The organism is Polaribacter sp. 2305UL8-11, from assembly GCF_058147165.1.
This window is the reverse complement of sequence record NZ_JBYVJW010000012.1, coordinates 125,555-152,078: the sequence shown is the minus strand read 5'-3', so window position 1 is coordinate 152,078 and position 26,524 is coordinate 125,555. Positions and strand designations below refer to the sequence as shown.

27 protein-coding genes are annotated in these 26,524 nt (G+C 29.3%); 10 read left to right on the top strand and 17 right to left on the bottom strand.

Going from position 1 to position 26,524, the window contains the following annotated elements; translation table 11 throughout:
- Positions 1-182: 182 nt before the first annotated feature.
- The 11 genes from ACY2RW_RS12165 to ACY2RW_RS12115 form a co-directional block, all read right to left on the bottom strand.
- Positions 183-887, bottom strand: a complete 705-nt coding sequence (locus ACY2RW_RS12165; protein WP_490122997.1) for a DUF4369 domain-containing protein — start codon at positions 885-887, stop codon at positions 183-185.
- 69 nt (positions 888-956) lie between these two features.
- The gene (locus tag ACY2RW_RS12160; RefSeq protein WP_490122996.1) at positions 957-2,351 is read right to left on the bottom strand and encodes a DUF819 family protein; all 1,395 of its coding nucleotides are present in this window, start codon (positions 2,349-2,351) and stop codon (positions 957-959) included.
- A 10-nt stretch (positions 2,352-2,361) separates the two neighbouring features.
- A complete protein-coding gene (locus ACY2RW_RS12155; protein WP_490122995.1) occupies positions 2,362-3,042 on the bottom strand; it encodes a DUF2490 domain-containing protein in 681 nt (226 codons plus the stop codon).
- A 9-nt stretch (positions 3,043-3,051) separates the two neighbouring features.
- On the bottom strand, positions 3,052-6,294 hold the full coding sequence (locus tag ACY2RW_RS12150; protein ID WP_490122994.1) for a WD40/YVTN/BNR-like repeat-containing protein: 3,243 nt from the start codon (positions 6,292-6,294) through the stop codon (positions 3,052-3,054).
- 101 nt (positions 6,295-6,395) lie between these two features.
- Positions 6,396-6,560 carry a type II toxin-antitoxin system antitoxin gene (locus ACY2RW_RS12145; protein ID WP_081817061.1) on the bottom strand — a complete coding sequence of 55 codons (165 nt, stop codon included), beginning with the start codon at positions 6,558-6,560 and terminating at the stop codon, positions 6,396-6,398.
- Between the two features lies 1 nt (position 6,561).
- Positions 6,562-7,470 carry an alpha/beta hydrolase family protein gene (locus ACY2RW_RS12140; RefSeq protein ID WP_490122993.1) on the bottom strand — a complete coding sequence of 303 codons (909 nt, stop codon included), beginning with the start codon at positions 7,468-7,470 and terminating at the stop codon, positions 6,562-6,564.
- On the bottom strand, positions 7,470-7,967 hold the full coding sequence (locus ACY2RW_RS12135; protein ID WP_490122992.1) for a hypothetical protein: 498 nt from the start codon (positions 7,965-7,967) through the stop codon (positions 7,470-7,472). The genes ACY2RW_RS12140 and ACY2RW_RS12135 overlap by 1 nt, the downstream gene beginning before the upstream one ends.
- On the bottom strand, positions 7,968-8,126 hold the full coding sequence (locus ACY2RW_RS12130) for a DUF4177 domain-containing protein (protein ID WP_490122991.1): 159 nt from the start codon (positions 8,124-8,126) through the stop codon (positions 7,968-7,970).
- 1 nt (position 8,127) lies between these two features.
- Positions 8,128-8,607 carry a hypothetical protein gene (locus ACY2RW_RS12125; protein ID WP_490122990.1) on the bottom strand — a complete coding sequence of 160 codons (480 nt, stop codon included), beginning with the start codon at positions 8,605-8,607 and terminating at the stop codon, positions 8,128-8,130.
- Position 8,608: 1 nt separating this feature from the next.
- A complete protein-coding gene (locus tag ACY2RW_RS12120; RefSeq protein WP_490122989.1) occupies positions 8,609-9,067 on the bottom strand; it encodes a hypothetical protein in 459 nt (152 codons plus the stop codon).
- Positions 9,068-9,087: 20 nt separating this feature from the next.
- Positions 9,088-9,948 (bottom strand): SPFH domain-containing protein, encoded by an 861-nt coding sequence (locus tag ACY2RW_RS12115; protein WP_490122988.1) that lies wholly within the window; start codon positions 9,946-9,948, stop codon positions 9,088-9,090.
- A gap of 123 nt (positions 9,949-10,071) precedes the next feature.
- On the opposite strand from ACY2RW_RS12115, the gene ACY2RW_RS12110 reads away from it, so the two are divergent.
- From ACY2RW_RS12110 to ACY2RW_RS12100, 3 genes are all read left to right on the top strand, one after another.
- The gene (locus ACY2RW_RS12110) at positions 10,072-10,854 is read left to right on the top strand and encodes a S1/P1 nuclease (protein WP_490122987.1); all 783 of its coding nucleotides are present in this window, start codon (positions 10,072-10,074) and stop codon (positions 10,852-10,854) included.
- A gap of 125 nt (positions 10,855-10,979) precedes the next feature.
- Positions 10,980-11,501: a TlpA disulfide reductase family protein gene (locus tag ACY2RW_RS12105; RefSeq protein WP_490122986.1), complete on the top strand. Its 522-nt coding sequence runs from the start codon at positions 10,980-10,982 to the stop codon at positions 11,499-11,501.
- A 2-nt stretch (positions 11,502-11,503) separates the two neighbouring features.
- Positions 11,504-12,124, top strand: a complete 621-nt coding sequence (locus ACY2RW_RS12100) for a thioredoxin family protein (protein ID WP_490122985.1) — start codon at positions 11,504-11,506, stop codon at positions 12,122-12,124.
- 41 nt (positions 12,125-12,165) lie between these two features.
- Here ACY2RW_RS12100 and ACY2RW_RS12095 read toward each other — a convergent pair whose 3' ends face one another.
- Genes ACY2RW_RS12095 through tsaD form a run of 3 tightly spaced genes read right to left on the bottom strand, consistent with a single transcriptional unit; the run spans position 12,166 to position 15,933 of the window.
- Positions 12,166-12,996, bottom strand: a complete 831-nt coding sequence (locus ACY2RW_RS12095; RefSeq protein WP_490122984.1) for an FkbM family methyltransferase — start codon at positions 12,994-12,996, stop codon at positions 12,166-12,168.
- Positions 12,997-13,044: 48 nt separating this feature from the next.
- Positions 13,045-14,901: an LTA synthase family protein gene (locus ACY2RW_RS12090; RefSeq protein ID WP_490122983.1), complete on the bottom strand. Its 1,857-nt coding sequence runs from the start codon at positions 14,899-14,901 to the stop codon at positions 13,045-13,047.
- A gap of 3 nt (positions 14,902-14,904) precedes the next feature.
- Positions 14,905-15,933 carry a tRNA (adenosine(37)-N6)-threonylcarbamoyltransferase complex transferase subunit TsaD gene (gene tsaD / locus ACY2RW_RS12085; protein WP_490122982.1) on the bottom strand — a complete coding sequence of 343 codons (1,029 nt, stop codon included), beginning with the start codon at positions 15,931-15,933 and terminating at the stop codon, positions 14,905-14,907.
- Positions 15,934-16,155: 222 nt separating this feature from the next.
- Here tsaD and ACY2RW_RS12080 point away from each other — a divergent pair, with 222 nt between their 5' ends.
- The 3 genes from ACY2RW_RS12080 (at position 16,156) to gap (ending at position 22,721) form a co-directional block, all read left to right on the top strand.
- Positions 16,156-20,550, top strand: a complete 4,395-nt coding sequence (locus ACY2RW_RS12080) for a translocation/assembly module TamB domain-containing protein (protein WP_490122981.1) — start codon at positions 16,156-16,158, stop codon at positions 20,548-20,550.
- 155 nt (positions 20,551-20,705) lie between these two features.
- Positions 20,706-21,692 carry a 6-phosphofructokinase gene (gene pfkA, locus ACY2RW_RS12075; protein ID WP_490122998.1) on the top strand — a complete coding sequence of 329 codons (987 nt, stop codon included), beginning with the start codon at positions 20,706-20,708 and terminating at the stop codon, positions 21,690-21,692.
- Positions 21,693-21,719: 27 nt separating this feature from the next.
- A complete protein-coding gene (gene gap, locus ACY2RW_RS12070; protein ID WP_490122980.1) occupies positions 21,720-22,721 on the top strand; it encodes a type I glyceraldehyde-3-phosphate dehydrogenase in 1,002 nt (333 codons plus the stop codon).
- A gap of 627 nt (positions 22,722-23,348) precedes the next feature.
- Here gap and ACY2RW_RS12065 read toward each other — a convergent pair.
- On the bottom strand, positions 23,349-23,546 hold the full coding sequence (locus tag ACY2RW_RS12065) for a hypothetical protein (protein ID WP_088353037.1): 198 nt from the start codon (positions 23,544-23,546) through the stop codon (positions 23,349-23,351).
- Positions 23,547-23,705: 159 nt separating this feature from the next.
- On the opposite strand from ACY2RW_RS12065, the gene ACY2RW_RS12060 reads away from it, so the two are divergent.
- Genes ACY2RW_RS12060 through ACY2RW_RS12045 form a run of 4 tightly spaced genes read left to right on the top strand, consistent with a single transcriptional unit; the run spans position 23,706 to position 25,274 of the window.
- The gene (locus ACY2RW_RS12060; RefSeq protein ID WP_490122979.1) at positions 23,706-24,461 is read left to right on the top strand and encodes a hypothetical protein; all 756 of its coding nucleotides are present in this window, start codon (positions 23,706-23,708) and stop codon (positions 24,459-24,461) included.
- Positions 24,462-24,463: 2 nt separating this feature from the next.
- Positions 24,464-24,886: a DUF5675 family protein gene (locus ACY2RW_RS12055; RefSeq protein WP_490122978.1), complete on the top strand. Its 423-nt coding sequence runs from the start codon at positions 24,464-24,466 to the stop codon at positions 24,884-24,886.
- Positions 24,864-25,082 (top strand): hypothetical protein, encoded by a 219-nt coding sequence (locus ACY2RW_RS12050; protein ID WP_490122977.1) that lies wholly within the window; start codon positions 24,864-24,866, stop codon positions 25,080-25,082. Before ACY2RW_RS12055 ends, ACY2RW_RS12050 begins: the two co-directional genes overlap by 23 nt.
- 3 nt (positions 25,083-25,085) lie before the next feature.
- Entirely contained in the window at positions 25,086-25,274 is a 189-nt protein-coding gene (locus ACY2RW_RS12045; RefSeq protein ID WP_068704837.1) for a hypothetical protein, read from the top strand.
- 33 nt (positions 25,275-25,307) lie between these two features.
- Here the strand turns inward: ACY2RW_RS12045 and ACY2RW_RS12040 are convergent, their stop codons facing one another.
- Entirely contained in the window at positions 25,308-25,679 is a 372-nt protein-coding gene (locus tag ACY2RW_RS12040; protein WP_490122976.1) for a DUF2493 domain-containing protein, read from the bottom strand.
- Positions 25,680-25,690: 11 nt separating this feature from the next.
- Positions 25,691-26,095: a DUF6943 family protein gene (locus ACY2RW_RS12035; protein ID WP_490122975.1), complete on the bottom strand. Its 405-nt coding sequence runs from the start codon at positions 26,093-26,095 to the stop codon at positions 25,691-25,693.
- Between the last annotated feature and the right edge of the window lie 429 nt (positions 26,096-26,524).

Genomic DNA, 26,524 nt, shown 5'->3' with positions numbered 1-26,524 from the left:
TTCAATAAACTTTTAATTTAATCAGTATTACAAAGGGATTCAGAGGTTTTTACCAACCATTTTTTGCCATTAAGCCAGATTTTTTTACAAAGTCTGTCTTGAGCGAAGACGAAAGGCTCAAAATGATAGCTAAATCAACTTTTTAGACAGCCTTTTTTTGTACTTAAAAATAATAGTTAAAACTAATTATCTTCGTTCTTTTTAATAGTATTTATATAATCTTGAAAACGCTTTCCGTAATCAGATTTTTTAATTCTTTCAGATAAAGAGTTATTTACGGTATCTAACATTTTTAAACTAGCATCATACATTTCTGTAAGTCCAATGTAAGGAGCAACTTCGGTATCTGCATTATTTAAAGCAAAATTTGTTGTAAATAAAACCCTCTTTTTTGTTAGCTTTTTATAATCTTTTTCTAACTGTTCAATTAATGCTTTGTTATTGTCTTTTTTAGCTTCAAAATCTTTTTTTATAAACTCTAAACGTTCATTTTGAAACTGTGTTTTAATTTTATTATAGCTTTCTAAAATTTCTTGATTTTTAGAACCAGAAATTATAGGATTTAAACCAAATTGTTCAACTTTATCATTAATAGTAATGGTGCCTTTTTCGCCAAAAAATAAAATTCTTTTTTCAGTTGTGTTGCCATCAAAAGTTAAATAATACAACACAGGAGAGTCTACATTATCTGTTAAAGTAAATTTATCATCTCCCATTAAGCTTACAGAATCAATAGAGACTAAAACTGTATCTTTCATTTTTTGCAAATACAAAGTTCCTTTTTTAAGACCTTTAATTTGTCCTGTTACAATCATATTACCTTCTTTTTTAGAAGAGCAAGCTGTTAGTAAAATTGATAGGACTATAAGTGCGAAAATTTTCTTCATTTTATTATAATAATTTGATTTTGCAAATATGCATTTTAATTAAGATAATGGCTATAAAAAAGTTTAAAATTAACTTACCCATTTCATCATTAGCGCACAAAAGAAAGCACCATAAGTACCTAAAGCGTATCCTAAAACTGCCAATAAAACTCCAACTGGTGCTAAAGATGGATGAAAAGCACCAGCAACAACAGGAGCTGAAGCTGCACCACCAATATTTGCTTTAGAGCCAACTGCTAAAAAGAAGTAGGGTGCTTTAATAATTTTTGCAACTAAGAATAATAAGCCAACATGAATAATCATCCAAACAAAACCAATAGCAAATAAACTGATATTTTCTACAATAGCATTCAAATTCATTTTCATACCTATAGAGGCTACTAAAATATAAATAAATACAGTACCTATTTTACTTGCTCCTGCACCTTCATAACTTTTTGCTTTTGTAAATGATAAGAAAATACCTACAGTTGTTGCAGAAATTATCAACCAAAAGAAAGAGCTACCCAAACCAAAATCTACTAAAAAAGGAACGTTATTAGTGATGTAGCTTCCTAAATTATCTCCAACTATATGTCCAAGTGATGTAACACCAAATGCAATTCCTAATAGGATTATTAAATCATTAAAAGAAGGAATTCTAGCTGTTTCTAAAGTAAATTTTTCCATCTTATTTTTCAATTCTGTGATTGAAGAATTATCCGCTTTAAACCATCTGTCTATAGCATCAGATTTTGCAACTCCAATTAGTAAAAATGCCATCCAAACTTCTGCAACAAGCACATCTACTACAGCCATAATACTAAATAAACTGTCAGAAACTTCCCACTGTTCTTTCATAGCCAATTGGTTTGCACCACCACCAATCCAACTTCCAGCAACTGTAGATAAACCTTTCCAAAGTTCTGTGCCCTCTACTTGTACTAAAATATCTGGGGCAACATATTTAAAGAAAATAATAGCTAAAGGACCACCAACCATTACTCCAATAGTTGCAGTTAAAAACATAATTAATGCTTTGGGGCCTAATTTAAAAACACCTTTTAAATCGATACTTAATGTTAGTAAAACCAATGAAGCTGGTAGTAAAAATCGAGAGGAAACATAGTATAATTTACTGCCTCCTGTAAATTGAGAATATATAGAACTGTCTATCTTATTTGTAACAATATATGCCTTTAGAGAAGCCAAATCTGTGACTCCTTCCAGATTGCCATATAAAGAACTTAAGTGGCTAATTGTAGCTTGTACATCTATCCATTTATCAGCAATAATACCTAAAGAACTAAATATAGATGGAATAAAATAACACAACAATAATGCTGGAACTACTTTGTAAAACTTGCTAAAAGATTTTAGATTTGAGGTGTAAAAAATCCCAGCAAGAATAACACACAATACCCCAAAAATAATGGTATCGTTTGCAAATAAAGGAATGTCATTATTTATTTCTGAAATACTCATAACCTAAAATTTATATTGTTTTTTTAGAAAAATCGGTATTTAATATAACACCTAGTTGCAACCTTTTTAAGGTTTTAGAAGGTAATTTAATTTGAAAATACCCCATTTTTAGTTTAATATTTTTGCTAAGTTGATGCAAAAATCCAGCTCCTGTCCAATTTTGAGCAAACCTCTTGCCTCTATCTAAGTTCAAAAATAATTCATTAAAAACATACACATTCCATGTTTTAGAAAGTGGATAGCTCACATTTAAGTCATAACGAATCCAATTTTGAGTTTCATCAGTAAAAATATTCTTATGGATAAACCTGTGTTCTAAACGAATACGATGTTTGGCATTAAATTTCCCCCATTTAGATTTTAGATTTAAATCTTCGTACAAACGCCATTCATATAAAAATGGAGAGGCTGTATTGTAAGCCAAATCTCCTGTAGCATAACTTGCTCCAATTGTTAAATTTGTTTTCGGATTAAAAGTATAATTAACACCAAGTCTATAAATTTCTTGTTGAAACTCGCTGGCCAATTCAAAATACCGAAAGTGAGCCATCGTTTTTAAAGAATATTTTTCGGAAATTTTATGAGAGCCATTATACATATACCAAGTTCCTAATTTATCTTCTGCTGCGTTTTGTGAAATTGTTTTTATGCTTATAAAACTTATAAACAGAAGTATACTCGTTTTTTTCATTCTTTATATTTAGTCTACTGAGTAAATTTTAGTTTCTTTAAAAGGAGATATAGAAATATTTTCTACACTTTTTTTATAATTAATCCAATCATTATTAAAAAAGGTATTTGTTTTACTTAACGCTTTTTTAAATTCTTCTTTAAATTGATTCATCAATTGAGTTTCTGTAGCAGTTTGCTCTCCAAAACGAGAGCGAATATAACTATTTGCAGCGAAGAAACGTTGGTTTACTGTAATTTCTGGATTTCTGGTAATACCTTGCCTTTTATCAATAGTACCTAAATACATTGCTATTAAAGAGTCTATAGATTTTATAATTTTTTTTGATGATTTTATTTCTGCTTTGTATTTCTTGTTTGCAGAGCTAGATGAAGCATCTTCTTTAGATAATTTTGCTTTCATAGCTGTTGCTGTATTTTTACTTTCTACCAATTGTTTTACAACGTTTGCAATTTTTTCTTGATATTTTTCAAGTGCTTTACTAGCATTGTATTTTTGATTGATAGTTGCATTAGAAATTTGTAATCTTGGATCAAATTCAACTTTTATGTTAGCTTCAGAAACAACATCTCCAAAAGTCATTTTTAACTTATAATTGCCTGGTTTTACAGTAACTCCTGCTGGTTCTCTAGTAGATTTTCTAATTCTTCTAGAAGCTCTTGCAACTCCTTTTTCTCTTAAATACCAAGTAGTTTTATGCACTCCATTTTCTTTTGGAGCTTTCATTTTTAAAGTTCTAATTTTTCTTGTCCCATCAAAAATTTCTAATTTTATAGAATCGTATTTAATCTTTTTTGTATCACTCTGAGCTTGTTTCAAACTCTCATTACTTTTCTTTCTACTCTTTTCTTTTTTATTCCCTTTTTTGTCTGTTTTTTCTTGAACAGGTTTGTTAATGTAATAAGAAATAATTGCACCACGTTTTCTATTTTCTCCTTGATACATTGCATCTGCACCAAACCTACTACCTGTAGGTTGTTGGTTAGCTGCTTGATATGCAGTAGGAGGAGTAAATAATTCTAATTTTTTAGAAATTATATTGCCATTTGCTATTGCTCTTAATGGTTTTATATCATCTAATACCCAAGCAGCTCTTCCAAAAGTTCCTATTACTAAATCGTCTTCTCTTTCTTGAATTACTAAATCTTTAACAGGTACAGTTGGAAAACCTTCCGTCCATTTTGTCCATTTATCACCAGCATTTATAGAGACGTATAAACCATCATCAGTTCCTAAAAACAACAAATTTTTATTTTTTGGATCTTCAATAATACACAAAGCATAACTTTGTACGTCATTTTGGTCTACAATACGCTCCCAAGTTTGCCCATAATTTTTAGTTCTATATGCATAAGGAGTATAATTAAAACGTCTGTAATCGTTAGCTACTAAAAGAGCTTCTCCTTTATTCTTGTTAGATGCTTTTATTTGAGTAATCCAACTAAATTCTGGTAAACCTTTAATGTTTTTTGCGACATTTGTCCAATTTTTTCCACCATTTTTTGTGATGTGAACTTGACCATCATCAGTGGCAGCCCATAAAACATCTTTTTCTAAAGGAGTTGGTTCTATAACTAAAACTGTACAGTGGTTTTCTGCGCCAGTAGCATCCATAGTTAATCCACCACTTTCAGATTGCTTTAATTTTTCTGGATTATTGGTAGATAAATCTGGTGAAATTACAGACCAAGTTAATCCCTTATCTGTAGATTTATGCACAAATTGGCTTCCAAAATATAAGGTAGAATTATCAAAAGGATCGATATTGATTGCAGCATTCCAATTAAAACGCAGTTTTACATTCGCATCTTTATGAGTAGGTTTTACAACATAATTATTTCCTGTTAAATAATCGTACCTACTTACAAAACCTTGTTGGCTCATAGACCAACCATATCTAGAATTGTCTTTATCTGGGACAACATCAAAACCATCTCCAAAGCTAATTTCTTGCCAATAACTATTTCTAATTCCTTGTGCTTTCCAAACATAAGCAGGTCCTCTCCAAGAACCATTATCTTGCATACCTCCATACACATTATATGGGTATTCATTATCTACATTTATATGATAAAACTGAGCTACAGGAATATTGCCAATAAATTGCCAAGAATTACCTCCATCTTTTGTGATGTTTAAGCCTCCATCATTTCCATCAATCATAAATTTACCATTTTTAGGGTGAATCCACCAAGCATGATGATCTGGATGCACACCATTATCTACACCATAAGCAGGCATTAATTGTTTAAAAGATTTACCACCATCTTGAGAAACGTTTACGTAAGTAAAAATGGTATACAACCTGTTTTCATTTTGAGGGTCTACATAAATTTCTGAATAATAAAAAGGTCTGTTTCCAATACCAGATTTATCATTTATTTTTTTCCATTTAAAACCACCATCTTCACTTTTATAAAGCGCATTTTTCTTAGCTTCTACCAATGCATATATTACATTAGGCTCACTTGGAGCAATTGCGACACCTATTCTACCTAATTCACCTTTTGGAAACCCTTCTTTTTCGGTAATTTTTTTCCAATTTTCTCCTCCATCATGTGTAATGTATAAGCCACTTCCTTTTCCACCAGATTTAAAAAACCATGGGTCGCGTTTGTGTTCCCACATTGCAGCGATTAATTTATTAGGGTTTTTAGGATCCATAATTAAATCTGCAGTTCCAGATTTTATGTTGGTAAACAAAATTTGTTTCCAAGTTTTTCCACCATCTATAGTTTTATAAACTCCACGTTCTTTGTGTTCTCCCCAAGGAGATCCAATTGCACCTACATAAACTACATTTGGATTTGTTGGGTCTATAATTACTCTATGTATATGACGTGTTTTTTCTAAACCCATAGATTTCCAAGTCTTACCTGCATCTAAAGATTTATAAATACCAAAACCACCATTTAAGCTATTTCTAGGATTTCCTTCGCCAGTTCCAGCCCAAATTACACTAGGGTTTGATTGTTGTATGGCAACTGCACCAATAGAAGCTGTTAGTTCTTTTTCAAAAATTGGTTTCCAAGTTGTGCCTCCAGAAGTCGATTTCCAAATTCCTCCAGAAGCAGTTCCTACATACATAATTTCTGGATTAGATGCTACAACATCTATAGATGTTACACGTCCAGACATTCCTCCTGGACCAATATTTCTTGGTTTCATATTCTTTACCAAATCCATAGAAAACTCTTGCGAAAAGAGTAGAGAAGTGGTACACAGAAAGACAAGTGTGAGTAATTTTTTCATTATGAAGATTTTGATTAGTTTTTTTAAGGAGAACAATATACAAAATAGAAAACGCTCAATAAAAATTGAGCGTTTATTTAACAGTTGTAAAAATAAAAATATTATTCTTCTTTCTTTTTAGGTTCTCTTTTAGCGTCTTTTAAAGCTTGCATAAGCATCCATTCTATTTGCCCATTTGTAGAGCGAAATTCATCTGCAGCCCATTTTTCTATAGCTTTAATCATATCTTCATTAACTCGCAATGCGAAAGCTTTTTTCTTAGCCATTTTATTTTTTTACGAAAGAAACAATTGTTTCTATGAGTTTTTTTGAAATTGGAAAATTTGGATCATTGTAAGATTTAAAATTATCTTCATCCTTTTGTATGTCTTTTAACAGGTGATTCATATTTTTAATAATTACAAGTTCAGCATCTTTTTTTGCTTTTTTTAAATTTTCTGCATCTTTAATTAGAACTTGAAAATCTTTATCACCATTAATAATTAGAGTTGGTATTTTTATTTTTTTTATTTCTTCTGTGGGGTCTAATTTTATCCAAGAAATTAAAAAAGGCTGGTTTGGTTTTGCAAACAAGGTTAGCAAATTAGGGTCTACTTCTTTAATTTCTCCAGTTTCTTTTAATTCGTTTACATATTTTTTTGTTAATGCTCCAAAAATAGGGCTTTGTGCAGATAGTTGTCTAATTAGAGTCTTATCTATAGTTTCTCCTGGACCAGCAATAGAAATGTACTTATCTACATTGTTTAAAGCCCTCATTGCTACCAAAGAACCTTGGCTATGTCCTGCTAAAATAATTTTTGAAAAACGTTTATCTTTTTTAAAATAGTTTACAACTTCTTGTGCATCAAAAATAAAATCATTTATAAAAACTCCATCTTGTAAGAAAGCCGCATTTTTAGGATTTGTAATTCTTTTATCATAGCTAAAAAAAGCAATTTCATTTTTTATAATAGCCTGTCCAAATTGCTTTATATATTCAGGTTTATTTCCATTTCTATTTACAGCACCAGAACCATGTACCCAAATAATTAAAGGTGTTTTTTTGGAAGTATAAGTAAGTGTTCCAGGAAGTTGAATGGCTTGATTGTTTACAATAATTTCTTCGGATTTTATTTGCGCAAAAGAAGCAGAAACCCCTAGTGTATAGATAGCTAAGTAAATTACAATTCGAATCATTATATTTTATTTTTATAAGTTTCTAATACTCTTTTAGCTTCGAGTTCTTTTTGAGTACCAATTAACAGTTTTTTACCTTGTTTTAATTCTAGTTGAATACCAATATCTCCAGAAACATTAATAGCTTTCCCTTTTCCACTATTCCAAAAAGCACCACCTTTTAAGCCCCAACCACCAAACTCACCAATTGGATCATAGGTTCTTACATAAGCTTTTGCTAGTTCATTCCATTGAATAAGTCTATATTTTAAATGAAAAGGAAAAAATTGATAGTGAATTCCTTTTTCATCTATTCTTGTTTTTAGTTTAAAGGCAAAAATAAAAAGCGCAGAAGCAACAATACCTGTTAGTGATAGTACAAATGAAGTAGTTGTCATTTTTGTACTTTCTTTTAAAAACTCTTGTATGATTAAAGCAATAGGGACAATTAAACTTACTGCCATTACTAAAACTAACCAAGTTTGTGTAAAACGTTGTTCTTCTTTAAAAACTTTCATTTATCTGTTTTTATCTCTTTCTAATAAAATTGCATTCCAGTTTGTAGGTACTTCTTTTAAAACCCAACCTTCTCTTGCATATAGATTTAGTAAATCTTCTAATTTTTGATTTCTATTTCTAAGCCCTAATTTTAAAGTAACTACTTTATATTCTTTCATTTTATATGTATTCAATTTTAATTCTTGTATTCCTTTTTTGAACTTCTTCTAAAAAGGGTTCTAATTGATTTTTATCTTTTCTTAATTTAATAACCTTTTCTCTACCATTATTCTTCTTAAAAGTAACTTCGATTTCACTATCTACATCAATGTCATCTTTTTCTTCATCACTAACTTCCAGTGAAACCAAGTCATTAATTGAGATTTTATTTATCCAAATTTTCTTAAAAATCATTCTAATAAAAAAATAAATTATAAATAATGTAGCAAAACCAAAAATTCCAAATTTTACCATTTCATAAGTACCATTTAAACTCTGAAAATTATTAAACTTTTTTATAAATGATCCAATTAAAGAAATGGCTCCAAAAAACTTAAATAATTCTATAAAATATTTAAGTTTTCTATAAACAATTTTAATTTCAGAATTATTGATATATAACTCTCCATTAATTAATTTGAAATGATTACTACTTTTCATTTTAAATTTTATTAATTACTATCCTAGTATTCCTTTTTTGAACTTCTTCTAAAAAGGGTTCTAATTGATTTTCGAGGTTTCTAAAACTTAAATCTTGTGCTCTTTTATTTAGGAAGACCAAAGTAACTTCTGTTTCAAATTCATCCTTTTCGATTTCTATTTTTTTTATTTCATTAATAATTAATTTATTCTTAGATTTTTTATAGAATATCAAATAGTAGAATACTCCAATTATTACTATTATTCCTAAAGTTCTCAATCCAAAATCTAAATAGTGAAAAAAAGAATTAAAATAATTGATATCTCGAAGATTGTGTAAAACACTTATTAATAAAAAAGCTAGAAAAACACCCAACCAACCGCCTCTAGATTTTATATCTTTTTTTAGGTTGTTTATGTCTATAAATAATTGTTCGTTATTCATAGATACATAACCATCAACCAAGACAAATTTCTTCATATCAATTATTTGATTTTCAATTAATGACTCAAAGTCCCAGCATTTACAACAGGAGAAGCTTCTTTATCTCCACATAAAATTACTAATAAATTACTAACCATTGCTGCTTTTCTTTCTTCATCTAGCTCTACAATATCCTTTTTATTTAATTCGTCTAAAGCCATTTCTACCATTTCTACTGCTCCTTGAACAATTTTATGTCTTGCAGCTACAATTGCAGTTGCTTGTTGCCTTTTTAACATGGCAGATGCAATTTCATTTGCATAGGCTAAATATCCGATTCTAGCCTCTAAAACTTCAATTCCAGCAATTGTTAAACGTTCGTCGATTTCTTTTTCTAAAGCTTCAGAAACTTCATTAACACTAGAACGTAGGGTAATATCTTCATCATGACCTTCGTCTGCGAAATTGTCATAAGGATACATACTTGCTAATTTTCTTACAGCAGCATCCGTTTGCACGCGCACAAAATTTTCATAATTATCTACATCAAAAGCAGCTTTATAAGTATTTGTTACTCTCCAAACTAAAATTGTTGAGATCATTACTGGGTTTCCAAGCTTATCGTTTACTTTTAAACGTTCGCTATCAAAATTACTTGCACGTAAGGAAATAGTCTTTTTTCTAAATAATGGGTTTGCCCAATACAAACCATTCTCTTTGATAGTTCCCACATACTTACCAAACAGTAATATAACTTTTGATGTGTTTGGGTTTACTAAAATAAAACCAAAAAAGCCAATGAATCCAATAATGATTAAAGGAATATACATTGGAGTTTCATGAATTATTGACATTGTAATTCCTCCGAAAAATAAGAGAAAAATTACGGCTAACATTAAATAACCGTTTGCTGGTTTGATGATTTTTTCTGCTTTCATTATAGTTGATTTAAAAATGATATTAAAATGATATCACAAATATATCGTATTTTTTTTGATATTTCCAAATTTTTAGAGATTTATTTTATACATTCGCTAAGAACTAATATTAAATGATTACCAATGAAAATTAAAATATTGTTAATAATATCCTTACTGTTTTTTTCTAATGATAAAAGTGAAGAAGCCTTGGTTTGGGGTAAAAACGGACATAGAGCTACAGGTCAAATTGCAGAAAAACATTTAACAAGAAAGGCAAAAAAATGTATTGATAAGATTCTAAAAGGACAAAGTTTGGCTTTTGTATCTACTTTTGCAGACGAAATAAAATCGGATAGAAAGTATAACAAATACTATTCTTGGCACTACATAAACATGGATTTTGATGAAACTTATAAAACTGCTCAAAAAAATCCGCAGGGCGATTTAGTAACAGGAATCAAAAAATGTATAACTGTTTTAAAAGACAAGAAAAGTTCTGATAAAGACAAAGAGTTTTTCTTAAAAATGTTGGTTCATTTTATTGGAGATTTACATCAACCTATGCATATTGGTAGAAGAGAAGATAAAGGAGGAAATACAATACAAGTACAATGGTTTGGACGTGGTACAAATTTACACAGAGTTTGGGATGAGAATATGATTGATGACTGGGAAATGAGTTATTTAGAGTTGGCAAATAATGCAAAAGACTTATCTAAGAAACAAATAAAAGCAATCCAAAAAGGCTCTATCATAGAATGGGTAGATGAAGTACATGAATTAACAAAAAAGGTATATAAGTCTGTAAAAGTTGGCGAGAATTTACGCTATAGATATTCTTATGATCATTTTGGTACTGTTAGAAATCAATTACAAAAAGGAGGTATTCGTTTGGCTAAAGTTTTAAATGATATTTTTGATTAATCTGTACTTTTGTTTGTGAAAACTGTGTAAAAAGAATACTCAGTATAAAAGTATGGAATATTTCTTATTTGTTAAGAATCAGTTAATTATTGATTTTACAACAATAAAAAATGTAATTTTATAAAATGAAAAAACCAATTTTTTTCTTTTTATTATTAACGTTAATTTTTTCTTGTAAAAAAGAAGAAGTTAAAAAAGCTGAAAATGTAGTTGTAGACCAAACTACAGCAGTAAAGTCTTATACTTACAAAGAGTTAAAACCTTTACTAGAAAAGAATGATGATAAAACTTACATCATAAACTTTTGGGCAACTTGGTGTGGACCTTGTGTAAAAGAGTTGCCTTATTTTGAGAAAATTAATCAAGAATATGCAGATAAAAATGTGGAGGTAATTTTGGTGAGTTTAGATTTTCCGAAACAACTAGACAAAAGGCTAATTCCGTTTATCAACAAGAAAAAATTGAAATCTAAAGTTGTTTTGTTAGATGATGTGAATGAAGACTATTGGATTAAAGCGATTGATAAAAAATGGACAGGAGCAATACCAGCTACTTTAATTTATAATAAAAATAACAGAAAGTTTTATGAACAATCTTTTGATTATAAAGCCTTAGAAAACGAATTACAAACCTTTTTAAAACTATAAAAATGAAAAAATTTAAATATTTATTATTGTTATTTGTTATAACTATAACTGCTGCTTTTACAATTAAGACAGATAAATCTGGCTATGAAATAGGAGATGTTGTCCAAGATTTTTCTTTAAAAAACATAGACAACAAAATGGTTTCAATGGCAGATTATAATTCTGCAAAAGGTTTCATCATTATTTTTACTTGCAATATGTGTCCATATTCTGTAGCAAATGAAGACAGGATTATTGCTCTAAATAAAAAATACGAAAGTAAAGGATTTCCTGTAATAGCTATAAACCCTAATGATCCTGAAGCTTCTAAAGGAGATAGTTTTGCAGATATGAAAGTAAGAGCCAAAGAAAAAGGATTTAATTTCCCTTATTTATTTGATGCTGGTCAAAAAGTATATCCAAAATTTGGAGCTACAAAAACACCTCATGTTTTTATTGTAACAAAAAAAGATATGAAAGTGCAATATATTGGAGCTATAGATAATAGTTCTAGAAATCCAGACAAGGTAACAGAAAAATATGTAGAAAATGCTGTAGATGCTTTATTAGCTGGGAAAAAAATAGAAAAAACTGAAACTAGAGCTATTGGGTGCTCTATAAAAGTACAAACTACAGATGATTAAACAGATTTTCTTCTATCAAAAAAAGTCCTAAGTTTTAAAACTTAGGACTTTTTTTTAGATTTAAATATGTTCTTTAAATTATCCTTTGTACTTCCAAATACAGTAGAGATTTTTGATTTTAATGCTGTTTTTTTTGAAATTTTATTTAATGATGATTTTGTATCATTAGAAAGATTATTGTAGTAAGATTCTTTCACCCAAAGTTGATCTCCAGCAATATGGTTTACTTTATTTAAAATACAAATAAAATTATTTTTTAATAAAAATTCTTCAATATCTTTTTTAAGTGCTTGTCCTTCATATAAAGGAATTTTTTCTACTTCTAACCATATTGATTTTATATTATCTATCATCTTTTTTGCACCTTCAAGAACCATTAATTCTGCACCTTGCACATCCATGTGAATAAAATCTATAATATTTATTTTATTATGGTTACAGAAGTTTTCTAAAGTTTCGGTTTTAATTGTTATAGATTCCTTAAATTCTAACCAGGGGTGTACTTCTTTGGTTTTTCCTGGTTTATATAAAGAGGAGCTTTTATTTCCGAAACTAGTAGAGTTGTCTGTAGGTGTATCTTTATTTGGTGGTTTGCCTGAAGAAACATAAAATGTAGCTTCTCCTTTTTCTGATGATAGACCTAGTTCAAATACATGTAAATTTTTTAAATTATGATGTTTTTTGTTGTTCAAAACTTGTGCAAAATTATTTGGAACAGGCTCAAAAGCAAATATGGAGCTTTTAGGAAATAAAGAGAGATACCTAACACTACTTAAACCTTCACAAGCACCAATATCAAAAAAGATTAATTCTTTATTTTTGTTAAATAATTTAGTAATTACTTTTTCGTGTATTGCTAATTTAGTATTCATAGAAATTTAATTAAAGTGTAATAATAAGAATAATCATTTAGTCTAAAGCTATTTTCTTTTCAAAAAATCTTGATAAGACATTTGCATAATTGCTTTTCCTAAAGAGTCTAGCTTTTTGGTGTTTTTGCCAGTTTTTAAAATTGGCTTTTTACTTATATAATCATAAACAAGTGTGTCCTTTTTGGTTACAATACCAAACCCTTTATTAAAAATATAATATGCATATTGACTCTCTGATGTATTAAAAATATTTTTACTAAAAACAAACTCTTTATTGTCTCCACCTAATAAATCTAATAAAGTAAAAGAAAAATCTACTTGACTAGAAAAATTATTAATTTCTATTCCTTTTTGCTGCAATGCTCCACCTAACCATAACATCGGAATTTTAAATTTTTTGGGAGAAAAATATGGTCCTTTATGTTTTGGAGAACTATGCCCATGATCTGCCATAATTATGATTAAAGTATTTTTATACCAATCTTGCTTTTTTGCAGAAGCTATAAAATTTCCAATTACTTTATCTGTATAAACATGTGCGCTTCTATAAAGATTATCTTCTCCATCTTTGCCAAATTTATATTCACCTTTTATTTCATAGGGTTCATGACTAGAAAGGGTAAGTGCAATTTTAAAAAATGGCTCTTGCTGTTTTTTTGTAATGTTTTTTAAAAATCTTTCCATGAAAACATCATCATAAGCGCCCCATTTAGAATTCCAATCTTTTTTTTCAAATTCACTCCCATCAAAAATTTGGTTGATACCTGCATTTCGTAAATAGGTATTCATATTTCCAAAATTTAAATCTCCTCCATAATAAAAAGAAGTTTTGTAGCCAATTGCTTCCATTTTTTTGGGTAACATTGGTAAACTTCGTGTTTTGTTGGGCATTCGCATTATTCTTTTTATAGGTTGTGGATAGTATCCGCTTAAAATTGCAGGAATTCCTTTATCTGTTCTATCTCCATTACCATAAAAATTGGTAAATAAAATGCCTTCTTTAGAAAGGCTATTTAAATTAGGAGTTACATTGGTTTCTCCTCCTAAAGAACCTACTACTTTTGCAGACAAACTTTCCCAAAGAATTAAAACTATATTAGGTTTTTGGGTGTTTAAAATACTATCTGTATGTGCTTTTAAAAGTTTATTTTTTGTTTTGTTAATAATTTTTGTAGCTTTTTCATCATCAAAATTTATATACGGGTTTTTACCATCGGTTTTGTGGGTTATGGTATTAAAAAAGTTCCAAATAAAATTTGTTGCAGCATGATTTGCAAACATTTTATTAGAAAAATACACATTGCTTTGGTTTACAGGAATAGTTTGGAACCCACCTCTAACAGGAATGATTAATGCTGCAGTAATCAATAAAAAAACTGGGGTTAATAACCAGTTTCTGTAATCAATATTTTTTGTTTTTAAATGAATGTATTTTCTGTAAAGTTTAAAAAATAAGAATGTTAATAGAAGCCAAGCACAGATTCCCAAAAATAAATGCAAACTAGAAACTGAAGCAATCATTAATTTTGGTGTGTTTAGATATGGCAATAAAGAACTGTCTATTCTTACACCCCAAGCTTGATACAGGCCAGCATCAATCAATAAAAAAAGATTAATAATAAGTAAAATTAAAAAAGTATACCATTTTAAAATTGCCCATATTTTTTTTAAGGATACAAGTGTAGAAATGCTAATGCATAAAAAAGGAAATATAGATAAATACGCAGCAAAAGAAGCATCTAATTGCAGCCCATATAAAAATGTTTTAAGAGAAGTTAAAAAACCTAAATCTTGTGTTTTTTCAAAATAATAAACTAAGAAAAAAATCCTTGCAAAAACAAAGTAGAAAACCCAAAATAGGTAATAATAAATGATAAAAATAAATCTACTTTTAAAACCTTTCATTAGCTATTCTGTTACTTTTAATCGTGCTTTAGCAGTTACAGATATACCTGCATAATTATTGTTTAAATATTTTAGATATCCAGTAATTGCAATCATTGCTGCATTGTCTGTAGTGTACTCAAATTTTGGAATGTAGGTTGTCCAGCCAAAATGTTTTTCTGCCAGTTGTAAACGTTTTCTTATTTCTGAGTTTGCAGAAACACCACCAGCAATTGCAATGTGCTTGATGTTAGTTTGCTTAACAGCATTTTTAATTTTGTCAATTAAAATTTCTACAATTGTAAACTGTATAGATGCACAAATATCATGCAAATTTTCCTTAATAAAATCAGGATTTATACGCTGCTGTTTTTGAATAAAATATAAAATACCTGTTTTTAAACCACTAAAACTAAAATCTAAATCGCCCACTTTTGGTTTGGTAAAATGGTATGCTTTGGGGTTTCCTAATTTGGCATATTTATCTATTAATGGCCCTCCAGGATATGGTAATCCTAAAATTTTAGCAGATTTATCAAAAGCCTCTCCAACAGCATCATCTATGGTTTCTCCAAGGATTTCCATTTCAAAATAGTTGGTAATTTTTACAATTTGCGTGTGTCCTCCACTTATGGTTAAGCATAAAAAAGGAAAAGGAGGTGTTTTAGTAGTTGCTTCTTCTTTAATAAAATGAGCTAAAATATGTGCTTGCATGTGATTGACATCTATTAAAGGTATTTGTAGACCCAATGCCAAAGATTTTGCAAAAGAAGTACCTACTAATAAAGACCCCATTAACCCTGGACCTTTTGTAAACGCGATTGCAGAAAGTTCTTTTTTTGTAATATTTGCTTGTTCTAATGCCTGTTGTACAACAGGTACAATGTTTTGTTGATGGGCTCTAGAAGCTAGTTCTGGCACAACTCCTCCGTATTTAGAATGTACTTCTTGGTTAGCAATTACATTACTTAAAATTTTTGAGTTGCAAATTACAGATGCACTTGTATCATCACAAGAAGATTCTATCCCTAAAATATAAACAGGTTTATTCATACAAAAAATAAATGATTACAAAACTAATCATAATTTTATCTTTCAATCTATATTTTAAGAGCAGAAATTTAATTGTTTGTTAAAATTACACGAACTTTGTAATAAATGGCAATATTATTGATTATTATTGATAATAATTAATACTACTAAAACTACTTCGTCATCAAAAAAGCCGGTAAAAAAATACTAAAATGGATTGGGTACATTGTGCTCTTTTTAGTATTGATTAGTATTTTACTTTCTTTACCAGTTGTTCAAACAAAATTAGGAGACTATTTTGCTAAAAGATTAAATAAAGAATACAATACCAATATTACTATAAAAAAGATAGATTTTTCTTTTTTAGGAAAAGTAGTGTTAAAAGGAGTCGAAATAAGAGACCATCATCAAGATACTTTAATTTTTGTTAAAAAATTAAACACTTCAATTTTAAGTGCTAAAAGTGCTTTAGATAGTGAGTTTAATTTAGGAGATATTTATTTAGAAGATGTTTACTACTACACAAAAACTTACAAAGGAGAAAAAAAAGATAACATGTCTATATTTTATGGCAGTTTTGGTAGTAATACTCCAAAAGATTCGCTTGCAAAGCCATTTGTATTAAGGTCTTCTAATGTATATGCAGATAACTTAAATTATAGATTAATAAATGCAAATAATAAAGATTCTTTAAATTTTTCTGCAAAAAACATTGGAGGTAATTTACAAGATATGTTGGTTAATGGGACTGATTTTTCTACAAAAGTAAGGGGTTTATTTTTTGTTGATAATAGAGGTCTAGAGGTTACGAATTTAACAACAGACTTTTCTTTAACAAACAAGGCAATGCATTTTAAAAATACAGTTTTACAAACTGAAAAATCTAAAATAAATGCAAATATTGATTTTATTTATAAGAAAAATGACTTGTCAGATTTTACTAATAAAGTAAATATTGTTGCTAATTTTGATAAAAGTAAATTGGCGGTTCAAGATTTAAAAAAATATTATAACGAGTTAGCAGGTAATGATGTAATTCGTTTTTCTGGAAACGTAAAAGGACCTTTAAATAACTTTTCTTTAAATCGCTTAAATCTTCAATCTAGAAAAGGGATAAAAATAATAGGAGACCTAGCTTTTGTAAATGCTGTAAATAACGAAAATGGATTTGTTTTTGAAGGAGATTTAAAAAATTTAACAGCTACTTATAAAGGTTTAAAAAGTATTTTGCCAAACGTTTTGGGTAAAACATTGCCCTCAGAATTTAATAAGTTTGGTAGGTTTCAAATTAAAGGAAATGTTAGAGTAACACCAGAGCAAATGAGTGCTAATGTTAATTTAAATTCAGAAATTGGTGGTGCTATTTCCGATTTACAAATAGCAAACTTAGACAATATAGATTACGCTTCTTATGATGGGAAAATAGAATTAAAAGGCTTTGATGTTGGAGTTCTTTTTAACGACCCTATTTTTGGAAAAGTAAGTTTAAAAGGAGATGTTAACGGAAGTGGTTTTAAGTTAGAAAGTATAAATACATCTTTTCTTGGTGAAGTTTCAGAATTAAATTTTAATGGATATGCTTACAAAAACATCAAAGCAAATGGCCAATATCAAAACAATAAATTTGATGGATTTTTAGACATTGATGATGAAAACGTTAAAATGAAATTTAATGGTTTGGCAGATTTATCTAAAAAAGTAAATAAGTTCGATTTTAAATCTGATATTACATTCATCAATTTAAAAAAAACCAACCTTTTTGTAAGAGACAGTATTTCTTTATTAAAAGGAAACATAGAACTAGATATTGAAGGGAATACTTTTGATGATATTACAGGAAAAGCCACCTTTAATAATATTTTGTATACTAATGAAAAAGAAGAGTTCGAGTTTAAAGAATTTGTTGTTACCTCTTCTTTAAAAGATAGTATAAAAAGGATTGAAGTAGACTCTAAAGACATTGTAAAAGGATATGTTTCTGGGAAGTTTTCTTTTTCAGAATTTCCTTTAGTTGCACAAAATGCATTGGGTAGTATTTACACAAATTACAAACCTTACCAAGTAGAACCCAATCAATTTATAGATTTTAATTTTTCTATTTACAACCAAGTTGTTCGTGTTTTTTTTCCGAAAATAAAGATTGATAATAATACCAGATTAAGAGGTAGAGTAGACTCTAACAAAAGCTTATTAAGAGTAAATTTTGATTCGCCCAAGCTTACCATTTATGATAACGAAATTAAAAACATCAAACTCATTACCAACAATCAAAATCCGCTATATAATACAAGTTTAACTGCAGATGAGATAAATACAGAATATTATAAAGTATCTAAATTTAACTTATTAAACAGAACACAGAATGATACCTTGTTTTTTAAATCTATTTTTAAAGGAGGCATAAATAAAAATAAAGATTTTAATTTAGATTTTTTCTACACATTTAACGAAGAAGGAAAATCGGTTATAGGTTTCGAAGATTCTTCTTTTAAGTTTAAAGATAATGTGTGGAATATAAATCCAGATAAATTAAATACAGATAAAATTACGTTCGATTTAAAAACAGACGAATTTAATTTTAGTCAATTTAAAATAGTCTCAGGAGAACAAAAAATTGAATTTACAGGGAGTTTAAAAGGAGATCAAGAAAAAATATTATTAGCAGATTTTACAAAAGTGAGGCTGCAAAGTTTCTTGCCAGAAATAGATAGTTTGGCACTAAAAGGAGAATTATCTGGTAATTTAGATTTTGTTCAAAAAGAAGGGGAGTATAGCCCAGAAGCTACATTAGCAATAAAAGATTTTGAAGTTAATAATTTTAAACAAGGTAATTTAGCTTTAAATGTTGTTGGAGATAATTCTTACGAGAAATACAAGGTAGATTTATCTATAGAAAATAAAAGTGTAAAAAGTATTGCTGCTACAGGAGATTTAGATTTTTCTACAAAAAAACCGTTAATAGATTTAGAAGTTTATTTAGAAGAATTTGGTTTGGATGCTTTTAGTCCACTTGGGCAAGACGTTTTATCCTCTATAAGAGGAACAGCATCAGGTAATTTTAACCTAAGAGGTTTTTTAGGAAATCCAGAAATGGATGGGGTTTTGACCTTAAAAAATGCAGGTTTAAAATTTCCTTATTTAAATGTAGATTATGATTTTGTAGGAGAACCACAAATTACGCTACAACAACAATCTTTTATCTTAGAAAACTTTTCAATCTTAGATTCTAAACATAAAACTAAAGGAAAATTACAAGGAGATATAACACATCTAAATTTTGATAAATGGTTCTTAAACATAGAGTTAGAAGGAGATAATTTATTGGTTTTAGATACAAAAGATACAGAAGAAGCTTTGTACTATGGTGCTGCATATATAAATGGTAATGCAAGCATAACAGGTTTAACAGACCAATTAACAATAGATGTTAATGCGAAAACAATGCCAGGAACCGTTTTTGTAGTTCCTTTAAAAGATATAGAAACTGTAGACAGTTATCGTTTAATTCACTTTAAAAATAAAGAAACAAAAATAGGTGATAAGCAAAAAGAAATCGCAAGAGAATCTTTAAAAGGGTTGTCTTTAAACATCGATTTAGAAGTGACAAAAGATGCTGTTGCTCAAGTTGTTATAGATGAGGTTTATGGTAGCCAATTAACAGGAAGTGGTAATGGAAACCTTAGAATAGAAATAGACACACGTGGTAAATTTAATATGTATGGAGATTATACCATAGAAAATGGAGTGTACGATTTTAAATATGGAGGTATCGTAAGCAGACCTTTTGTAATTCAAAAAGGAGGTGTTGTTTCTTGGAATGGTAACCCAACAGAAGCCAATTTAGATGTAACTGCAGTTTACAAAGCCAAAGCCAACCCAGGAGTTTTATTAGAAAATTTTAATTCTAACCGAAAAATAGAAGTTGATTTGGTTACAAGAATTACAGGAGGTTTATTTAGCTCTAAACAAGAATTAGACATACTATTAACAAATGTAGATCCTACAATTGCAGGAGAGTTAGAATTTATTTTGAATGACAATAATGTTAATCAAAAAACAACACAATTTATTTCTTTATTAGCATTTGGTAATTTTGCAAATCCAGACAGAGCAGATTTTGATGCCAATGCAACACTTACAAGTACAGCTTCAAATGCGGTTGCTGCTGCTTTTTCAGGACTATTAAATAATCCAGACAGTAAGTTTCAATTAAATTTAGATTATCAACAAGGAGAAAGAGGAAATGATTTAGATCGTTTAAATATTGATAATCAGTTTGATTTTTCTGTGAGCACCCAAGTTAGTGATCGTGTAATAATTAACGGAAAAGTAGGAGTACCAGTTGGTGCACAAACACAATCTAGCGTTGTTGGAGAAGTAAAAGTAGAGGTGCTTTTAAATAAAGAAGGTAATTTTAGAGGCGTTATTTTTAATCGTCAAAACGAAATTCAATATTCTCAGCAAGAAGAAGGGTATACACAAGGTATTGGTTTATCTTATCAAGTAAACTTTAATACACTGTCAGACTTATTAAGAAAAATTGGACTAAAAAAGAAAAAGTCAAAGAAAAAGAAGTCAATTCAAAAAGATACCATAAAAAAATCAAAGAAAGAATTTGATAATTTTGAAGGAAACTAAGTCTTAAAAACAGATTAAAATAGCACCTTTAAAAAAACAAAATTTAACATATAGAAAATGTTAATTTTGCCTTTAAAAATGGACGAAACAGCCTAAAACGATTTCGTAGTTTTTTTATTTTAAGTGGTTATAAAACGTTAATTTTACATCAGAATATTATGAAGAATATAAAAAAAATAGCAGTCATGACTTCTGGAGGAGATGCTCCAGGAATGAATGCAGCAATTAGAGCAGTAGTAAGATCTTGTGCTTATTATAGTTTAAGTTGTGTAGGTATATATAGAGGTTATGAAGGATTAATTGAAGATGATCTTGTAGATTTAACTGCAAGAAGTGTTCATAACATAATTAACAAAGGAGGTACAATTTTAAAATCTGCAAGGTCTACAGAGTTTAGAACCAAAGAAGGTAGGCAAAAAGCTTACGAAAACTTAAAAGAACGCGAAATTGATGCAATGGTTGTAATTGGTGGTGATGGTTCTTTTACAGGAGCAGTAATTTTTAATGAAGAATTTAATTTTCCAGTAATTGGTATTCCAGGTACAATAGACAATGATATTTTTGGTACTTCACACACGTTAGGTTATGACACAGCCTTAAACACAGCTGTAGAAGCAATTGATAAAATTAGAGATACAGCCTCTTCTCACAACCGTTTATTTTTTGTAGAAGTTATGGGACGTGATGCAGGTTTTATTGCCTTAAATGCTGGAGTTGGTGCAGGTGCAGAAGAAATTTTAGTTCCTGAAGAAGATTTAGGGTTAGATAGAATGTTAGAGTCTTTAGAAAGAAGTAGAAGAGCAGGTAAATCATCAAGTATTGTTGTTGTTGCAGAAGGAGATAAGTCAGGTAAAAATGTTTACGAATTAGCGGCTTACGTAGAAGAAAATTTACCAGAATACGATGTTAGAGTAAGTATTTTAGGACACATGCAAAGAGGAGGTTCTCCTTCTTGTTTTGATAGAGTTTTAGCAAGTAGGTTAGGAGTAAAAGCAGTAGAGTTACTTTTAGATGGTAACACCAATTTAATGGTAGGACTAAAAGATAACCAAGTAATTAGTACAGATATAAAAGAAGCAATTTCTGGTGGTCATTCTATAAATTACGAATTACTTAGAATATCAGATATAATAACAACATAAAAAATTAATAAATTAAAGATTGATAAAATGATTAAAATAGGAATTAACGGATTTGGACGAATTGGAAGATTAGCATTCAGATCTTCAGTATTAAGAGATAATGTACAAGTAGTAGCAATTAATGATTTATTAGATGTAGATTATTTAGCATATATGTTAAAATACGATTCAGTACATGGTAAATTTGATGGAACTGTTGATGTAAAAGATGGTAAGTTAATTGTAAACGGAAATGAAATTAGAATTACTGCAGAAAGAGATCCAGCAAACTTAAAGTGGGATCAAGTAGGAGCAGAATATGTAATCGAATCTACAGGATTTTTCTTAACAGAAGAAACAGCAGGAAAACATTTAGAAGCTGGAGCTAAAAAAGTAGTTTTATCTGCACCATCTAAAGACCATACACCAATGTTTGTAATGGGTGTAAACAATACAGAGTTAAAAGCAGATCAGAAAATATTTTCAAATGCATCTTGTACAACCAACTGTTTAGCACCAATTACTAAGGTTTTAAACGATAACTTTGGTATTGTAGAAGGTTTAATGACAACAGTTCATGCAGCAACAGCAACTCAAAAAACAGTTGATGGCCCTTCTATGAAAGATTGGAGAGGTGGACGTTCTGCAATAGGTAACGTAATTCCTTCTTCTACAGGAGCTGCAAAAGCAGTAGGTAAAGTAATTCCTGCAATGAATGGTAAGTTAACAGGTATGGCTTTTAGAATACCAACTATGGATGTTTCTGTAGTAGACTTAACTGTAAAGTTAGATAAAGCTGCATCTTATGATGAAATTTGTGCAGCAATGAAATCTGCATCAGAAAGTGGTCCTATGAAAGGTATTTTAGGATACACAGAAGATATGGTAGTTTCTCAAGATTTTGTTGGAGACACAAGAACATCAATATTTGATGCAAAAGCAGGTATTGCTTTAAATGACAACTTTGTAAAAGTGGTTTCTTGGTACGATAATGAAATGGGATATTCAACTAAAATTGTAGATTTAATTGAATACGCTGCTACTTTGTAGTATATAATATTATTTGAATTTAAAAAACCTGATAGATTAATTTCTATCAGGTTTTTGGTATTTATGTCAAAAATAATTAGTAAATTTTAAATAAAAAACATTTATATTATTCAAGTTAATTTGAAAAGGATATAAGCATTGCTGAAGAGTAACTTATTAGTGACAAAATAGACTTTATACATTAAGAAAAAAAAGATTAGGATTTTTCTTTCGTTTTTAATAAAATAATTTTTAAAAAGAAAGCCCCAAATCGACATGGAAAAGTCAAATGCACGATTGGGAGTAGGTACACTAATTTTTTAAGGGTTTAAACTGGACAGTGATTAGGATACCTTATAAACATACTCTCAAAATCAAAAAATGGAAATAGTAAAAATTTATTTACTGATTTCCATTTGATTAATTGTTTATTGGTTTGTATGTAACCTATAAAAGTCGGGGTGGCAGGATGATAACTCATTCTCCACTATGCAGTAAAATCAATACTTTAGGTAAAATACTAAAACAGTGTGAACCGAATTGTTGACCTATTAGTTAAATTGAAATAGTATATTTTGATAGAACGTCTTTAACAAATTTACGAATTTAACTTCATTAAAACCAGATAAATAGCGTCAAATATTATGATTAATCTATTAAGTATTTATTTATAATTTCTTCTTCAATACCACTATAAATAGCAAAATCCTTTACTGTTATAAATTGATGAGGTTCTTTGTCTAAATATTCTTTTATGATGTTAATAAGCTTACGACAATAACGCTCACTTCGTCCTGTAATACGTTGAATGTCCTTTGGGTATATACAAGCTCTTTTTGTAATCATCATACTTTATCTATGCTTTAACCATACTTAAAACCAGTAGTATCATTTTAGGAGTATTTAGGTTTAATCGGTAAGAATGGTTTTAATCGGTTTCACTTTTTCTTATGTAAGTCATAAAGTTACGTGATTTGAAAGATTAATCATAAAAAATGTAAAATTATGGCAAAACAAACAGGAATTATTAAACTAAAAGGAACTATCGGAGGTATTTCTTTTTATAAAACAAGTGATGGACACCTTGCACGTGAAAAAGGAGGTGTGGATAAAAGCAGAATTCAGAATGATCCTGCGTTTCAAAGAACTCGTGAAAATGGTTCTGAATTTGGAAGAGCTGGTAAAGGTGGTAAAGTATTGCGAAATGCAATTCGTGTGCTTTTGCAAAATGCAAAAGACAAAAGAGTTGTCTCTCGTTTGACAAAAATTTTAGTAGCAGTTACTAAAACCGATGTTGTTAATGAAAGAGGAGATAGAACTTTACAGGATGGAAATTTAAGCCTTTTAGAGGGTTTTGAATTCAATTTGAATGGAAAGTTGGGAGCAACTTTATTTGCTGCATATACAAAAGCATTTGACAGAGTTTCTGGAGATGCAACTTTAGACTTGGCTGCATTTTCACCAACTGTTAGAATTGCTGCACCTGCAGGAACTACCCATTTTAAAGTAGTAATGGGGGCTTCAGAATTAGATTTTGTAAATGAAACCTCAACATTTGAAAATGATGAAACAGCAATTTTGCCTTATACTGCTGCAAATACTGCTGCAATTGCATTATCTGCGACAATTACTGCTAATTCTACATTTCCAGTAGTACAGGTTTTAGGTGTAGAGTTTTATCAAGAAGTAAATGGAGAAATGTATGCCCTTAAAAATGGTGCTTACAATGCGCTATCTGTTGTTACAATTGATACTCCATAATAATGGAGTTAGTACTTCAAAGAGCTTATTTTAAAGAGGGTACTAACGGTACTCTCTTTTCTTCTGATAATTTTCTTTGTCATACCATTGAGTTACCCTGGTTAAATAATAAGAGAAATGTTTCTTGTATTCCTGAAGGAGCCTATGAAGTTGTTCCTAGATTTTCGAAACGATTTCAACATCATTTGATTTTGAAAAATGTCAAAGGGAGAAGCTATATTTTATTTCATCCAGCAAATAATGCCTTAAAAGATTTACAAGGCTGTATTGCTCCTGTAACTTACTTAAATGGTATTGGTAGAGGTGTATATTCCAAGGATGCGCTACAGAAACTATTATCATTAGTTTATCAAGCTAAAGACCGAAAAGAAAAAATAGTATTAAAAATTAAATCACAGAATTATGAAAATTATAGAACGTTATAAAAAACCAACTCCGAAATTTTTTAGAGTATTAAGAAATATAGGCATTTCATTGGCTACTGCAGGAGGAGCAATTATTGCAGCTCCTGTTAGTATACCTGCTGCAATAATTACTGTGGCAACCTATATGACTGTTGCAGGAACTGTAGCTACAGCAGTTAGTCAAGCCGTTGTTTCTGACGAAAAAAAGGATGAATAAAATATGTTTCAGAACGATATTCAAATAAAGTCAGGTGTTGTTGGGGGAACATTACTTTCAACAGTTTTTACTATTAGTTTAGACGATATCCTTTTTACTGTTATTATGGCTGTTATTGGAGCAATTGTTAGTTTTTCTGTTTCTACATTATTAAAGTGGTTGTTTTTTAGAAAGCAAAAAAAGAATACCTAGTTTTAGTACTGGGTATTCTTTTGCTTTGATTGACTAGATAGACAGAATTTCGTTTTCAAAGAGAATTATTCTAGTTTTTAAATTTCTTTGTTTAGCAAGTTGAATTATGTTTTTTATTCCTTTACTTTTTCCATCCCAAAAAGCAATTAATGCGTCTGCATATATTGCCATTTGATTATTTCTTTTTGGACCAGCAGCTTTTCCGTATTTTATCCAATCAGCCGGAAATTTTATGATTTTGATTTTTTTTTCAGACGCGTATTGCTCTCCTAATTTGTCTGCACCTTTGTAATGAGCTCCAGATACAATCTCGATATTTTTATAATCCTGGAGGAATTTATCACATTCTTGTTTTAATTTTTGATAGTTGGTGAAGTTTCTGCTCCCAGCAATAATTATTTTCATAGTTTAATTTGTTAAGATCTTATTAAGGCTATTTTTAGTTTTGAAATAGTTGACAATTGTTGTTGTAAGTTTACTTCGAAAGCAGTTATTTTTTTGAGTTTTTCAATTTTCAATTGCCATTGTTGTTCTTCATAGTTCTGAAGTGCAGTATTGATTACTTTTTTTACGTCTGAAATACCAATAAATGGAATGACAGAACCTTTTAAATAATACCCAAAGTATTGACCAACTTTTAAGGATAAACACAAGTAATACAAAGACTCTCTATTTGCTCTAGAAGTTGTGGAAATTACAAAGCAGTTTGGACAAGGTTTGTCTAATGGTTTTCCAGAATTTAATCCTTTATTCAAAATAAAAAAATGTGGGTTTGGGTAAGTGCGTCCAATTTTGTGGGTTTTGATTTCAAAAATTTGCATAAGTATCCATTTTTAGGTTTAGATTCTTTTGCTATTTTTTTGCCCATAAAATTTTGGAAAGGAAAACAACAAAAAGAAAGCTGTTTCTAAATGGAGAGGATAGACTATCAAGGTTTTTGAAAAAAATACTACCAACTACTGAGTGTTGAATTTTAAGTATTAAGTTGTTTTTTGGTGGAGATTTTTTTAAAAACCCAAAGGGCTTGACCTTTATAGGCTAAAAGCGGAGGCTTTTAAATGACAAATTTTATACAATTACATTTTTTCTTGAATGAAATAGATGCTGAAAGTATTGTAACATTAAGGGAACCATTTGTTTTGCTGTCTTTTTTTTGTTTTGCTTTTTATCCTTTACTTTTTATCCTTTACTTTTTATTATATCTAAATGATAGATTTTATCTGGATTTTTTTGTGATTACTTAACGAAAT